Source organism: Kitasatospora sp. NPDC023120, assembly GCF_055560835.1.
Window position 1 is genome coordinate 226,127 of sequence record NZ_JBVHHY010000002.1, and the last position, 13,384, is coordinate 239,510.

At 72.6% G+C, this 13,384-nt stretch carries 17 protein-coding genes; 3 read left to right on the forward strand and 14 right to left on the reverse strand.

Features of this window, described 5'->3' with window-relative positions; genetic code table 11:
* Positions 1-297 precede the first annotated feature (297 nt).
* Entirely contained in the window at positions 298-627 is a 330-nt protein-coding gene (locus tag ACZ3TI_RS03600) for a phenolic acid decarboxylase (RefSeq protein WP_465722854.1), read from the forward strand.
* Positions 628-710: 83 nt separating this feature from the next.
* On the opposite strand, the gene ACZ3TI_RS03605 is transcribed toward ACZ3TI_RS03600, so the two are convergent.
* Positions 711-1,853, reverse strand: coding sequence for an alpha/beta hydrolase (locus ACZ3TI_RS03605; RefSeq protein ID WP_465722856.1), 1,143 nt, complete (start codon positions 1,851-1,853; stop codon positions 711-713).
* Between the two features lie 249 nt (positions 1,854-2,102).
* Positions 2,103-2,729, reverse strand: coding sequence for a TetR family transcriptional regulator (locus ACZ3TI_RS03610; protein WP_465722858.1), 627 nt, complete (start codon positions 2,727-2,729; stop codon positions 2,103-2,105).
* A gap of 137 nt (positions 2,730-2,866) precedes the next feature.
* Here ACZ3TI_RS03610 and ACZ3TI_RS03615 point away from each other — a divergent pair, with 137 nt between their 5' ends.
* Positions 2,867-3,631, forward strand: a complete 765-nt coding sequence (locus tag ACZ3TI_RS03615; protein ID WP_465722860.1) for an SDR family NAD(P)-dependent oxidoreductase — start codon at positions 2,867-2,869, stop codon at positions 3,629-3,631.
* A 127-nt stretch (positions 3,632-3,758) separates the two neighbouring features.
* Here ACZ3TI_RS03615 and ACZ3TI_RS03620 read toward each other — a convergent pair whose 3' ends face one another.
* The 8 genes from ACZ3TI_RS03620 to ACZ3TI_RS03655 form a co-directional block, all read right to left on the reverse strand.
* The gene (locus tag ACZ3TI_RS03620) at positions 3,759-3,986 is read right to left on the reverse strand and encodes a GNAT family N-acetyltransferase (RefSeq protein WP_465722862.1); all 228 of its coding nucleotides are present in this window, start codon (positions 3,984-3,986) and stop codon (positions 3,759-3,761) included.
* 361 nt (positions 3,987-4,347) lie between these two features.
* Positions 4,348-5,022: a Pr6Pr family membrane protein gene (locus ACZ3TI_RS03625; RefSeq protein WP_465722864.1), complete on the reverse strand. Its 675-nt coding sequence runs from the start codon at positions 5,020-5,022 to the stop codon at positions 4,348-4,350.
* Between the two features lie 130 nt (positions 5,023-5,152).
* A complete protein-coding gene (locus tag ACZ3TI_RS03630) occupies positions 5,153-6,061 on the reverse strand; it encodes a phosphotriesterase family protein (protein ID WP_465722866.1) in 909 nt (302 codons plus the stop codon).
* The gene (locus ACZ3TI_RS03635) at positions 6,058-6,525 is read right to left on the reverse strand and encodes a carboxymuconolactone decarboxylase family protein (RefSeq protein WP_465722868.1); all 468 of its coding nucleotides are present in this window, start codon (positions 6,523-6,525) and stop codon (positions 6,058-6,060) included. Before ACZ3TI_RS03635 ends, ACZ3TI_RS03630 begins: the two co-directional genes overlap by 4 nt.
* Positions 6,526-6,542: 17 nt before the next feature.
* Positions 6,543-7,130, reverse strand: coding sequence for a DUF4865 family protein (locus ACZ3TI_RS03640; protein ID WP_465722870.1), 588 nt, complete (start codon positions 7,128-7,130; stop codon positions 6,543-6,545).
* Between the two features lie 123 nt (positions 7,131-7,253).
* The gene (locus tag ACZ3TI_RS03645; RefSeq protein WP_465722872.1) at positions 7,254-7,820 is read right to left on the reverse strand and encodes a TetR/AcrR family transcriptional regulator; all 567 of its coding nucleotides are present in this window, start codon (positions 7,818-7,820) and stop codon (positions 7,254-7,256) included.
* Positions 7,821-8,089: 269 nt separating this feature from the next.
* On the reverse strand, positions 8,090-8,239 hold the full coding sequence (locus tag ACZ3TI_RS03650) for a hypothetical protein (protein ID WP_465722874.1): 150 nt from the start codon (positions 8,237-8,239) through the stop codon (positions 8,090-8,092).
* A complete protein-coding gene (locus tag ACZ3TI_RS03655; protein ID WP_465723330.1) occupies positions 8,236-8,922 on the reverse strand; it encodes an LLM class flavin-dependent oxidoreductase in 687 nt (228 codons plus the stop codon). Before ACZ3TI_RS03655 ends, ACZ3TI_RS03650 begins: the two co-directional genes overlap by 4 nt.
* A 230-nt stretch (positions 8,923-9,152) precedes the next feature.
* Between ACZ3TI_RS03655 and ACZ3TI_RS03660 the strand changes: the two genes are divergently transcribed.
* Positions 9,153-10,145, forward strand: coding sequence for an aldo/keto reductase (locus ACZ3TI_RS03660; protein WP_465722876.1), 993 nt, complete (start codon positions 9,153-9,155; stop codon positions 10,143-10,145).
* 171 nt (positions 10,146-10,316) lie between these two features.
* Here the strand turns inward: ACZ3TI_RS03660 and ACZ3TI_RS03665 are convergent, their stop codons facing one another.
* The 4 genes from ACZ3TI_RS03665 to ACZ3TI_RS03680 all read right to left on the reverse strand — a co-directional run bounded on the left by ACZ3TI_RS03665 (position 10,317) and on the right by ACZ3TI_RS03680 (position 13,382).
* On the reverse strand, positions 10,317-10,979 hold the full coding sequence (locus ACZ3TI_RS03665; protein ID WP_465722878.1) for a winged helix-turn-helix domain-containing protein: 663 nt from the start codon (positions 10,977-10,979) through the stop codon (positions 10,317-10,319).
* A 732-nt stretch (positions 10,980-11,711) separates the two neighbouring features.
* Positions 11,712-11,855, reverse strand: a complete 144-nt coding sequence (locus ACZ3TI_RS03670) for a hypothetical protein (RefSeq protein ID WP_465722880.1) — start codon at positions 11,853-11,855, stop codon at positions 11,712-11,714.
* 308 nt (positions 11,856-12,163) lie between these two features.
* Positions 12,164-12,799, reverse strand: a complete 636-nt coding sequence (locus ACZ3TI_RS03675; protein ID WP_465722882.1) for a GTP-binding protein — start codon at positions 12,797-12,799, stop codon at positions 12,164-12,166.
* On the reverse strand, positions 12,780-13,382 hold the full coding sequence (locus tag ACZ3TI_RS03680; protein ID WP_465722884.1) for a DUF742 domain-containing protein: 603 nt from the start codon (positions 13,380-13,382) through the stop codon (positions 12,780-12,782). Before ACZ3TI_RS03680 ends, ACZ3TI_RS03675 begins: the two co-directional genes overlap by 20 nt.
* Positions 13,383-13,384: the final 2 nt, after the last annotated feature.

The following is a 13,384-nucleotide window of genomic DNA, read 5'->3' on the forward strand; positions in this document are numbered from 1 at the left end:
CCGGTCGGGTGTCCGGTCGGGTGTCCGGTCGGGTGTCCGGTCGGGTGTCCGGTCGGGTGTCCGGTCGGGTGTCCGGTCGGGTGTCCGGTCGGGTGTCCGGTCGGGTGTTCTGCGGGTGTCGGGTGGGGCGGCTCAGCCGAGCCAGGTGTCGATCTGGCGCGCGGCCTCCGGCGCCGAGGCGAGCTCCTACCGTGGCAAAGATCTGACCGAGTGTACCCGGTCGGATAAATTGGAGGCCTGACATCTTCCGCAGTGCACAAGAGCGCCGAACGCCCCGGAATGAGGAGCCGCCCCACCATGACCGCGTCCCTGCCCGCCTTCGCCGGCCGAACCTACGTCTTCCGGGCCGACAACGGCGCGGCCTTCCGCAACACCTACTCGGCCGACGGCACGCGGCTGCGTTGGGAGGGCCTCGGCGAGTCCGCGGGCCAGTGGGAGGACGTGCGGCTGCACGTCGCCGAGGTCGCGCCGGGGATCTACTTCATCAGCTGGACGGAGCAGAGCGGGATCACCGTCAGCCATGTCATGGACCTCAACAAGCTGACGATTCGGGCCTTCTGGACCTTCGAGGGCGAGGGCGGCCGGGTCGGGCAGCTGCACACCGGGACCCTGGAGCGGGTGGCCTGAGCCGTGTGACGGCCGAACTCTGACGACCGAACCCCCGGGGCCGAGGCCTCGGGGGTTCGGTCGGTCGGACGGCAACTCGTCCGTCAGACGGTCTGGTCAGGCACCTTGAGGTGCTGGGACAGCCACTCCAGCGAGGACGGCAACAGCGCGCTCCAGGTCTCGAAGTTGTGGCCGCCGTTCTCCAGCATGCTGTACGAGACCTGCATCGGGCTCTGCGCCGCGTCGACGAACGCCTCGGTCTCCCGCCGGTAGTCGCCGTCGCCCTTCTTGGTGCCGGCCAGCAGTACGGACACCTTCGGTGCCGGCAGGTTCTTCAGCCGCCACATCAGGTTGGCCTCGTCGCGGCGCTGCTTGCTGCCGCCGAACAGGTCACCGGTGGTCGGGTCGTCGGCGGCGTCGTAGTAGGCGGAGAGGGCGACGGCGGTCGGGAAGACGTCCGGGTGGCGCATGGCCAACTTGAGCGCGCAGTAGCCGCCGGTGGAGTTGCCCATGAAGGCCCACGCCTGCGGGTCGGACGAGACCCGGAAGCTGGCCTGGATCGCGGAGGGCACGTCCTTGGTGAAGTACGTGTCGGACTGCGGGCCGTTCGGGATGTCCTCGCACTCGGTGTCCTGCGGCAGCGCGGGCGAGGGACGCATCAGGACCATGACGGTCGGCTGCATCCGCCCCTCCTGCAGCAGCTTGAGCGCCGCGCCCGGGTAGTTGAACCGGGTGATCAGGTTCTCGGCGATTCCTGGGAACCCGGTGCTGACGATCACGGCCGGGAACTGCTTCTGCGCGTACTCCGGCTGGAAGTACTGCGGGGGCAGGTAGACGTAGCCCTCGGTGGACAGCCGGCTGACCGCGCCGTCGATCCGGACCTTGCGGATCTCGCCCGAGCGGCTGGGCTCACGGCCCATCGCGCCGCCACCCTTGACCGAGGCCTGACCGATGGTCTCCACCAGGAGGCGCCCGGAGGCGTCCGCCTTGTTGTGGATCACCACCGGTCCGGTGTCGCCGGTGCCCAGCAGGTCGTCCCAACTGCTATAGAAGGCGAAGTAGTTGTTCGCCACCAGACCGAGCGCCGCGAGCACCGCGAGCTGAGTGGCGATCAGCGCGCCGATCCGGCCGAACACCGCCGGCCAGGTCTTCTTGGCCAGTCTCGGCCACAGCCAGACGGTGGCCCCCATCACCACGACGGCGATCAATACGGTCAGCGCCAGCACCTTCTGGCTCGTCAGACCCATGTCCTACTTGCTCCCACGCCTCGAACTCCAGTCCCCTCCGCTGGGGACATCCGAGGAGGTCACCCCGGTTCCCCCGTCGGGACGCAAGAACCAACCCTAGCTGTTGGCTGGGAGAAAGCTGATGACGCCTGGGAGGCAGCCGGGAACGGGGGCGGGCTTCAGCGGACAGCGGACAGCGGACAGACAGGCGACGGGCGACGGAGTTCAGCTGACAGATTTCAGCCGACAGATAACAGATTTCGAAATCTGTCAGCTGAACTCTGTTCGCTCCCAGAGCCGCAGCCCAGCCGTGAGCTCGCGCATGCAGCGCGCGCCCAGCTCCTGCGGGGAGCCCGGCCCGGCGGCGGGGGCGCCGGAGGCGGCCCACTGCTCCAGGGCCACCCGGATCGCCGCGGTCGCGGCGGCAGCCGCCAGTCGGATCTCCAGCGGGTCGGCGCCCGCCGGGCAGCGCTCGGCGAGGACGACGCGCAGCCGCTCCTCCGAGTCGGCGTGGACGCGCTGCCAGGCGCCCTCCAGTCGCGGGTCGCGCAGCAGGCTGCGGGTCCACTGCATCATCTCGACGCCCGCCTCGTCGGCCGGCGTCAGTGACGTGACCGCCGCGCGCTCCAGCGCCTCGCGCAGCGGAAGGTCCGCCGAGCTCTCGGCGAGCTGGTCGACCCACTGCCGCCCGCCCGCCGCGAGCAGCGGGGCGACGGCGTCCTCCTTGACGGAGAAGTACCGGTAGAAGGTGCGCAGCGAGATGCCCGCGGCGAGGGCGATCTCCTCGGCGGTGGTCGCCTCCGCCCCCTGTTCGGCGAAGAGCGCGGCCGCGGTGCGGGCGATCTCCAGCCGGGTGGCGTCACGGCGGCGCTGGTTCAGGGTCGGGCGTCCGGTCACAGGGTCAGCCTACGCGGGCTGGTGCCACTGTGGCGCGCCATGCCGAAATGACACACCAAGCCTTTTTGGCACGTCATGCCACCTGAGCGTACCGTGACTCTCGAGGTCGAGAGACCGCGAACGAACGGAGTACCACCATGGAGCGCTTCAGCGGACGGAACGTCCTGATCACCGGCGGCGGCTCGGGCATCGGTCAGGCGACCGTGCACCGGATCCTCGCCGAGGGCGGGAAGGTCGTCGCCGTCGACGTCAACGAGGACGGTTTGAAGAAGACCCTGGACCGCGCGACCGCCGACGGCACCGCGGACCGCCTGGCCATCCGGGTCCTGGACATCTCCGACGAGGCCGCCGTCGTCGCGGGCGTCGCCGAGTCGGTGGCCGAATTGGGCGGTCTGGACGTCCTGGTCAACGCGGCCGGCATCCTGCGCGCGTCCCACACCCACGAGACCACCCTGGAGTTCTGGAACAAGCTCCTCGCGGTGAACCTCACCGGCACCTTCCTGATGACCCGCGAAGCGCTCCCCGCGCTGCTCGCCGGCGGCAAGGGCGTGGTGGTCAACTTCAGCTCCACCTCAGCGAGCTTCGCCCACCCCTACATGGCCGCGTACGCCGCGACCAAGGGCGGCATCCAGTCCTTCACCCACGCCATCGCCTCGGAGTACTCGAAGCAGGGCCTGCGCGCGGTCTGCGTCGCGCCGGGCAGCATCGACAGCGGCATGACCAACAACCCCGGCCTGCCCGCCGACACCGACTTCAGCCTGCTCGCCAAGCTCTCCCCCGCCCTCGGCCAGGGCTTCGCCGGCCCGGAGACGGTGGCCGGCGTGATCGCCATGCTCGCCTCCGACGACGGCGCCTTCGTCACCGGCACCGAACTGCGCATCGACGGCGGCACCCACATGTGATCCGCCCGCCCCTGCGACCCCGGACGGCGGGGCCTGTGCCGACCCCCGTGCGGCGCAGGCCCCGCCTGCGTTGCCGCGTTCCCGTGTTCCCGCGGCCGCCGGGCGTGGGGGTGCTCCCGGGGACCGCTCAGTCGAGGGGCTTGGCCAGGATGATCTCCTGCGCGGTTCCCGCGGCGGGCGCGACCGGGGTGAAGCCGTGGCGGCGGTACAGGGCCAGGGCGGGGGTGTTGCCCGGGAGGACGGCGAGCTGCAGGGTGGTGCCGCCGGTGCTGCGGGCCCAGCGTTCGACCTCTTCGATCAGACGGTCGGCGACGCCCCGGCCGCGCGCCCGCGGGGCGACCCAGAGCGAGCGCAACTCCCGTACACCGTCCGCGGATCCGTGGAGACCTCCGACGAGGCCGACGGCGTCCTCGGGGCCGTCGGGGTCCTCGGGGCCGTCGGAGCCGTCGAGGTCCTCGGCCAGGAAGGCGGCGACGCGGTGGGCCCCGGGAGGTGGAGGCGGGCACGCCAGCGCTCCTCACCGCCGTCGTGCCACTCGGCGAGGCCGTACTTGAAGGCGTGCGGCGCGTCGGTCAGGGCGGCGAGACGGAGGTCGCGCCAGAGCGGCCAGTCCGCGGCCGTGAGGGTTCGCAGCATCACCATGCCGTCACCGTAGAACGCACGTCCGGTTGTCGTCAGCCGATCACCGTGAGCCGGTGATCGCCGACCGGTGATCGTCAGCCCGTTCCGGCGCGGGCGTGACGGCCCCTCGGGAGCGCACCGGAACGGGCGTCGCGGTGGGCGGCGAGGGCGTTGCCCGCAGCGGCGACAACCGCTCCGACCAGGGCGATGGCCGCCGTCATCAGGAAGCAGGCCCCGGCCACCCGGCGGTAGCCGCCGTGCAGGCGCGAGTCGAGGAACGGGTACGGGTACCAGTCGACGGCGTAGCCGCGCAGCAGCGCGTACACCAGGTACAGCAGCGGGAAGGCCAGCCAGCCGAGCACCACGACCGGACGGATCCGCCGGAGGGGCGGGTCCACCAGCCAGTCGGCGAGCACGAGGAGCGGCATCGCCCGGTGCACCACGTCGTTCACCCACGGGATCACCAGCTGCTCCGGGTACTTCGCCAGCAGCGTGCCGTAGACCAGCCCGGTGATCGCCAGGTAGAGCACGACCGCCCCGCGCACCTCGTCCGGCACCGGGCGTCGGCCGGTGAGGCCCGCCCAGCCGCCGTAGCCCAGGACGGCGATGCCGGCGAGGTTGCTGAGGTTGGTGAAGTAGCTGAAGAAGTTCACCACCCCGGTGGGGTCGTTCGCCGCGCGGTAGCCGGAGAAGCAGAGGGCGACGGCGACGAAGGCCGCGACGGCGAGCCGGGCGGGTGCGAGCCACGGGTGTGTCGACGGTGCGGGCATCCTCGCCTCACTCGGTCATCCGGCGATAGGGCTACTCGGATTCAAACCCGGGTGGGAGGAGTCGGCCACAGGAGCGGGGCGAGGGCGGGGACGGGCCCACTCAGGGGACGGGCCTGCCGACGGGATCGGCCTACTCCGGGGTGCGCCAGTCGGCGGCGAAGGCGGCGGCCGGGTTGGCGGTGAGGAGCAGCGCGGGCAGGTCGGGGCCGAAGGTGCGCGCGAGTCGCGGGGCGAGGTCGGTGAGCAGCCTGGTCGGGCCGTCGGCCTGCCGGGCGGTACGGGTGGTGGTGTCGGCACCGAGGAGCAGTTGGGTGGCGTGGCCCGCCTCGACCAGGTCGGCGATGACGTCGAAGGCCTGGAGGTCGGCGGGGTGCCCGGTCCGGGACGGGCTGTCCAGCGCGAGGTGCACGCCCTCGGCGGCGAGGCTGCGGTACATGGCGCGGCCGGGGAACCGGGTGAGGTGCCCGAGGATGATCCGGTCGGGCCGGACGCCGCCCCGGCTGCTCAGCCGGAACAGGACCTCGTGCGGATTGCCGTCGGGTTCGAGGTGGACGGCGATCGGGGCGCCGGTGGCGCGGTGCGCTTCGGCGGCCGCGGCCATCGTCCGGCGGGTGTGCGGGGTGGTGCGCCCGGCGTCGTCCGCGACCTTGATCAGCCCGGCGCGGACGCCCTCGGGTGCTCCGGGCAGGCCGGTGGTGAGCTCGGCGACGAAGCGTCCGGCGAGGTCGTCGGGGGTGGTGTTCGACCCGTAGTGGACCGCCTGATGCGCGCCGGTGGCGGCGACGATGTGGACACCGGTCGTACGGGAGAGGGCGGCGAGGGAGCCCGCGCCTCGGCCCATGCCGAACGGGGTCCACTGGACGAAGGAGCGACCCCCGGCGGCCGCGAAGGCGTGCAGGACGTCCTCGGCGGCGGCCGGGTCGTCCAGCTCCTGGCCGGGGAGCAGCGGGCTGCGGATGAACAGGTGGTCGTGGGAGTCGGTGACGCCGAGTTCGGCGGGGACGAGGTCGCCGAGGACGGTGCGGACGGTGCGGCTCATGCCTCGCCCTCGGAGGCTGCGGTGGCTTCGGGGCCTGCGGTGGCTTCGGGGCCTGCGGTGGCTTCGGCGAAGGTTGCGGTCGCGACGCGCAGGCCGGCCAGGGCCTTGGGGACGCCGACGTACGGGGCGAGGTGCACCATGACCTCGGTGATCTCCTCCTTCGTCAGGCCGATCCGCAGGCTGTTGCGGACGTGGTCGGCGAGCTGGGGTTCCACCCCGCCGAGGGCGGTGAGGGCGGCCAGGTTGGCGATCTGGCGGTCGCGCAGGGCGAGTCCGGGGCGCTGGTAGGTGCCACCGAAGAGGCTGGTGACGATCCAGTCGGGGAAGCCGGGGGCGAGGGAGTCCAGGCCGCCGAGAGTGGCGGCGGCGACCGGGCCCGAGAGTTCGGCGAGCAGGGCGTAGCCGGCTTCGCGGTCCAGCGGGGCGGGCTCGAGCTCGGCCGGGACCAGTGCGGTGGGGGTCATCGGGACGGCGGTTCCTTTCACCAGTGGCGGCCGGCCGGCAGCCGGTCGAGTTCGGGGCGGGAGAGGTGCAGCACCTGGTAGCGGGCGCCGGGCGCGTCCTCCGGGGCCTGGCCGTGCCAAAGGGCGACGCGGAGCAGTTCCCAGCGGCTCGGGTCCACGGCGACGGCGGCGGTGTGCAGGGCCGGGTGCGTGGGGAGTTCGGCGAGTGCCTGCTCGACGGCCTCGGCCGGGTCGGCGCCCTCCGGCAGCCGTACGGTGTCGCGGGTGGCGGTGGCCGGAGCGGTCTGCGCTGCGTCCGCTGTGCTGCCGTGGGCCAGGCCCGCGCCGAGCCAGTGGCGGACGGCGGGGCGGCCGAAGTCGGCACTCACACCGCGGAACCCGGAGCCCCAGAGGAAGCTGTTCATGCCCTCGGCGGTGCGCCAGAGGTAGAACGGCGCGTACTGGTTGACCGGCGAACCCTGGTGGCCGCGTTCGCGGACCAGATACGCCTTGAGGCCGAGGCCCGGGTAGGCGTCGAGCAGGTGGGCCTTGTCGGCGACCCGCTTGCGGATGATGCCCATGTCGTAGTCGGCGGGGAGGGTGATCTCGTACTGCATGGCATGCACGGCGGGGCTCCTCGGGTCGGTGGCGCGCGGCGGAGGCGGTGCGGCGGAGGCGGTGCTGTGGAGGCGGCGTCGGGCGGTGACGGTCTTGGGCCGTACGGCGGCGTCATCCCGGCTGGCGGACGGTCAGGCCGTGCGGTGTGCCGCGAGGAGGCCGAGGGCGCCTCGGACGGCCTGGTCGAAAGGCTCGGCGGTGTCTGCGGCGCGGGCCAGCACGTAGCCGCCCTGGACGACGGCGACCACGGCGGTAGCGGTGTCGACCGGGTCGAGACCGGGGGCGAACTCGCCACCGGCCTGGCCCTCGGCGACCAGCTCGGCGATCCGACCGCGCAGCCAGTCGAAGGTCTCCTTGACGGGGGCGCGCAGCTGCGGGTCGACGACCACGTCCGGGTCCTGCGCCATCCGGCCGATCCGGCAGCCGCGCAGGACGTCGCGGTCACGGCGCAGGTACGCGGCGATGCGGTCGTACGCGGTGCCGGGGGCGGCGAGGTCGGCCTCGGCGATGCTCCGCATCTGCTCGGCGCTGCGGCGCAGGGCGGCGGCGGCGAGGTCGGGCTTGCCGGTGAAATGGTGGTACATGCTGCCCTGGCCGACTCCGGAGCGCTGCTGGATGGCCTTGGGGCTGGTGCCGACGTAGCCGCGCTCCCAGAGGAGTGCCTGGGTGCTCTCGATGAGGCGGTCCTGGGTGCTCATGCGGATCACTGTACATACCTGTAGGTACAAATGGCTAGGGGGTATCCCGGATCGGGGTTCGGGCTTTCGGCGGCGGATGGCCGGCCGAACGGTCGAGGGCCGTGCGCCGCCCCCCGGCGGCCACGGCCCCTCGACCGTTCGTCATCCCCCGTACCACCGAACGGCATTCCGGCAAGGCCGGTGGCGCGCGTCACGTCACGCACGGTTGCCGGCGTCACGCCGCGTAGGGGGTGCACGGCGCGCTGCGCGGGCGGGCGGGGGAGCGACGGCTACGGGAGCTCGCGCCGGATCACGGGAGCCACCTCGGCCGCGAACAGCTCGAGTTGCTCGCGCTGCGCTCCCTCGGTGAGCGCGCCCACGCCGATGCCCACCACCTCGTTGCCGAAGGCCTCGTGGTAGCGGTGGATCTTCTCGATCACCTGCTGCGGGCTGCCGACCAGCGCCGACCAGCGCCGATCCGCGCTCCAGCGCGTCCTCCAGCGAACCGAACGGCGAGTTGGCGTAACGACCGGCGGCAGAGCTGAACATCGCGTTCCAGTAGGGGCGGTAGCCCTCGACGGCGCCCTGCGAGCGCTTGGCGACGTACAGTCCGCCGAATCCGGCGCCCACCCGGGCCTTTGCTCCGGATCGCGCCCGTAGTGCGCCCAGCGCTCGCGGTAGTGCTCGACCAGCGAACGCTACTTCTCCAGCGGTGGAAGGAGTTGGGGTCGCCGTGACGGGCGGCGAGGTCGGTGGACTGCGTGCTGGTGGCGCTTCCGTGCCAGACCGGGATCGGATCCTGGAGCGGCCGCGGAGACACGGCGGCCTCCTCGAGCGGCGGGCGGGTCGAGCCCTTCCAGGTCACCTTCTCCTCGCACCAAAGTCGGCGCAGCAGTTGGTAGTTCTCGGCGAGCGCCTCCCACTGACGGTCCTCGGGGAGGCCGAACAGGCCGAAGTGGCGCGGGTCATTGCCCTTTCCGATGATCAACTCGACGCGTCCGCCGGAGAGTTGGTCGAGCATCGCGTAGTCCTCGGCGACCCGGACCGGGTCGAGGACGCTGAGCACCGTCGCCGTGGCGAACAGCCGGATCGTGGAGGTGCGGGCGGCGATGGCACTCAGCAGGACGGGCGGCGCCGGGGAGAGGAAGGGCTCACCGGCTCGGGTGCGGCGTCAGCGCGCGGTGCCGCGGTGAGGCGACAACAGCGGGGCACGGCAGGCACGGCGGGAATGAGCGGAACTGCCATCACGCCTCCCCCTCGCCTCGCACGCGCACGATCCTCCGCGGGCATAGGCACGGGCCGGGAGCGGGGCAAGGGCTTGATCGGCCGGGTCCGGCTGGCAAGATGTCCGGCATGAGCTACCTCGCCGCGGATGACCGCTATGCCTCGATGACCTACCGGAAGGCCGGGCGCAGTGGCGTCCAGCTGCCCGCCGTCTCGCTCGGGCTCTGGCACAACTTCGGTGACGCCCAGCCGCTGGAGGTGCAGCGGGCGGTGCTGCGCCGGGCCTTCGACCGGGGCGTCACGCACTTCGACCTTGCGAACAACTACGGCCCGCCGTACGGCAGTGCCGAGCGCAACTTCGGCTACCTGTTCGCCCAGGACTTCCGGCCGTACCGGGACGAGCTGTTCATCGCGACCAAGGCCGGCTGGGACATGTGGCCCGGCCCGTACGGCAACGGCGGCAGCCGCAAGTACCTGCTGGCCAGCCTCGACCAGTCGCTGGACCGGATGGGGCTGGACTACGTCGACGTCTTCTACTCGCACCGCTACGACCCGGACACCCCGATCGAGGAGACGATGGGGGCGCTGGACAGCGCGGTGCGCTCCGGCAAGGCGCTGTACGCCGCGATCTCCAACTACCCGGCGGAGCAGCACCGGGAGGCGGTGGCGATCCTGCGGGAGCTGGGGACTCCGGTGCTGATGAACCAGTCGGCGTACTCGATCCTCGACCGGTCCGTGGAGGAGGGCGGGGTGCTGGACGCGGTGGGCGACACCCAGACCAGTCTGATCGCCTACTCGCCGCTGGCCCAGGGACTGCTGACGGACCGGTACCTCGCCGGGGACGTGCCGGCGGGCTCGCGGATGTCGGTCGGGAAGTTCCTGACCGAGGAGGCGCTGACCGCGCCGAAGCTGGAGCAGCTGCGGGCGCTGAACAAGATCGCCGAGGGGCGCGGGCAGACGCTGGCGCAGCTTGCGCTGTGCTGGGTGCTGCGGGATCCGCGGGTCGTGTCGGTGATCATCGGCGCGAGCAGCGTGGCCCAGCTGGACCAGAACCTCGACGCGCTGGCCGGCGGGCCGCTGACGACGGAGGAGCTGGTGGAGATCGACCGGCTGAGCCGCTGAGCTGCTGGGCAGTCACCTGGACGGATGACAGCTGACAGCTGACAGATTTCGAAATCTGTCAGCTGTCATCCGTCGTCTGTCATCTGTTGTCCGTCGGCCGCCAGGCGGGCGGCCCGCCGCTGCAGCCGGCGGTCGGTCGCAGTGCCCGGTCGGTCGCAGTGACCGGCCGGATCAGACGGCGGCCGGGGTGTACTTGTAGCCGACCCGACGGACCGTCACGATCGTGTCGCGGTAGGCCGGTCCGAGCTTGCGGCGCAGCCGGGCGACGTGCACGTCGACGGTCCGGCCGTCCCCGACGTGGCCGTAGCCCCAGACCGCGGAGACCAGGTGGTCCCGGGTGTGCACCCGCTGCGGGTGCTCGGTGAGGTGGGCCAGCAGCTCGAACTCCAGGTACGTGAGGTCGAGCAACCGACCGTCGACGTAGGCGTTACGCCGCTCGGAGTCGACGCTGATGCCGCGCCCGGCCGAACGCACCGGACGGACACCCGCCGGAGCCGACGCCCCGGGTGCACCGGGCACGCCGGAGACCGTGGGCAGACCGGAAACGCCGGACAGTCCGGAGGCGCCGAGCACGAGCGGTGCCCCCGGCGCGACGGCAGTGCCCGGCAGGCCCGAGTCCCCCGCCGCCGCGCTCTCGGCCGGCACCAGCACCAGGTACCCGACCATCGGGCTCCCGTTCGCGCCGCCGAACTGCGTGCCGTACTGGGCGAGCAGCCCTTGCGGCAGCACGCCCTGCGGCAGGGCGGCGACGACGGTCGCCCCCTCCGGCAGCGCGGCGAGCAACGCCTGGGGCGCCGGCGGAACGACCGAGCCCGGCTGCGGCACGGCGGTCATCGGGGCACCCGCCGGGCGGGCCGGTCCGGCGTGCTGCGGACGGACGGCCGCCCCGGGCCACCGCTCGGCCACCGAAGGCGGAGGAACGGACGGCCCCACGGACGGTCCGACGGGCGAGCCCGGGGGGATCACCGAGGCTCCGGAAGGACCGGTCGGGACGGAGGGGGCGGAAGGAACCGAGCGGACCGCGCGCAGGTGCGGGGTCGCAGTGGGCAGGGGCAGGGTGGCTGTGGAGGAAGAAGACATGGTGTGCCGCTCATTTCGCGCGTGACGGACGGGGTGGAGTCGTCTGCGCGTCGACCGGGCGTACTGCCGGGGCTGGACCGGATCGAACCGGGTCAGCGGGCGGAGAGCCGGGACGCGCTGGGCGAGCCCGGACACGTCTGATCGAACAGGTGCGGCTGCCGGGACGGCCAGAACGGCTCGAGGTCGTGGCGACCCCGTCGGCCGTCCGCGGCGCGGCTCGCGCGCTCGCTCCACCGTCCGGTCCGTCCACCGCCCGCGCGCATCGCGGGGGCCGTCCCGGTCGTTCGAGTACGGCCGACGAAGGCGGGGGCAGGTCTGGGGCAGACGATGTTCACTGGTGGTCTCTCCGCTGGGCGGGTCCGGTTGGTCGGCCGCGGGCACGCCGGACGGCGGTCCGCTACGGCCTGGTCGACGGGATCGGCGGTGCGTCGGGCGGTGGCTGGTGAGCCGGGAGCGCCGGGGACGTACCGGGACGGGACAGGCCGGTCAGCGACAACACGCGCTGCAGATCAGCGCATGGTCGATGTAGCGGCGGACGGTGAGCACCGGAACGGCAGCGCCCGAGCGGGCCGAGCCGGGCATGAGGGGGCCGGGCGCGGCGATACCGATGAGTCGTCGGCCGACGGTCATCCTGCTGCCCTCCCCCTCGTTCTGTGCACAGTCTCGCACCGCTGCCGGTACGAGCCGACGGTTCCTCGCCGGATCTCGAAGGCCGTCAACCGGTCGGCAACGCCCGTGCGAACGGGGCGTTTCCAGGGCTCCCGACGACATGGCCGGGCGGCCTTCGTCCACAGAGCCTTCCACGGCGGGGCCCGTCTAGGCAACCTTCCGCACGCCGAACGTCCGGGATGTGGACAACCGAATGAGACGTCGGTCGGGGCGGGAAACCGGCGGCCCCGCGAACCGAGGCCTCATCAGGCCCCGCTCGAGGGCCGGGATCAGGCCCGGACGGGCGCGCGGTGGCGGCGGGCCGCGGCGTGCTCGACCAGTGCGACGAGCAGGTCCTTCCCGTCCTCCCGCAGCCGCGCGTCGCAGAGCAGCACCGGGATGCCCGGGTCCAGGTCGAGCGCGTCCCGCACCTCCTCCGGCGAGAACCGCTCGGTGCCGTCGAAGCAGTTCACGGCCACCACGAACGGGATGCCGCGCTGCTCGAAGAAGTCGACCGACGGGAAGCAGTCGGCCAGCCGCCGGGTGTCGGCGATCACCAGGGCGCCGAGCGCGCCGCGCGCCAACTCGTCCCAGACGAACCAGAACCGGTCCTGCCCGGGGGTGCCGAACAGGTAGAGGGCGAGGCCGGGCCGCAGGTCGATCCGGCCGAAGTCCATCGCCACCGTGGTGGTGCGCTTCGCCTCCACGCCCGAGGTGTCGTCCACCGGTCGGCCCAGCTCGCTGAGATCCTCCTCGGTGCGCAGCGGCCGGATCTCGCTGACCGAGCCGACCAGGGTGGTCTTTCCCGCCCCGAAGCCGCCCGCGACCAGGATCTTCACCGCGACGGCCGGACCACCGCGCCACTGCGGGTCGTTCGGGCTCCCGCCGTCCGGGCGGGGGTGGTGGTCAGAGCGCACGGAGTCCATTGATCACGTCTCGCAGCAGGCGCTCGTCCGGCAGCTCGGCGAGCGGAACGGGTCGGGTGACGCTGATCAGGTCGGCGTCGTAGAGGTCGCCGAGCAGCACCCGCACTACGCTGACCGGCAGGTCGGTGAAGGAGCCGAGTTCGGCGACGGAGAGCGGTTCGCTGCGGCACAGGGACAGCAGCGTCTGGTGCTCCGGGTCGAGGACGTGCGCGGGCACGGCCCCCGCGTCCGGCCCGGGCTCGACGGCGGTGACCAGCGAGATCAGGTCGAACAGGCCCTCCTCGACCGGCCGGGTGCGGCCGCGGGTCATCGAGAAGAGCCGCACCACCGGGCCGGCCTCGTCGTCGAACCAGCGGTCGTCGACCGGAGTGCGCGGCACGAACAGGTCGACCTCGGGTCCGTCCGGGTCGTCCACCTGCTCCCCGTCCACGGAACCGTCCGCACGCTGAGACGCCGCCGAGCCGGCCGACGCCTTCAGATCCGCCGAAGCGTCCGTACCCGGCGCTGCCTCCGCACCGGCCGGCCCCTCGGTGCCCACCGGCACCTCCGGGCCGTCCGGCACGTCCGCCTTCGGATCCGCCATCG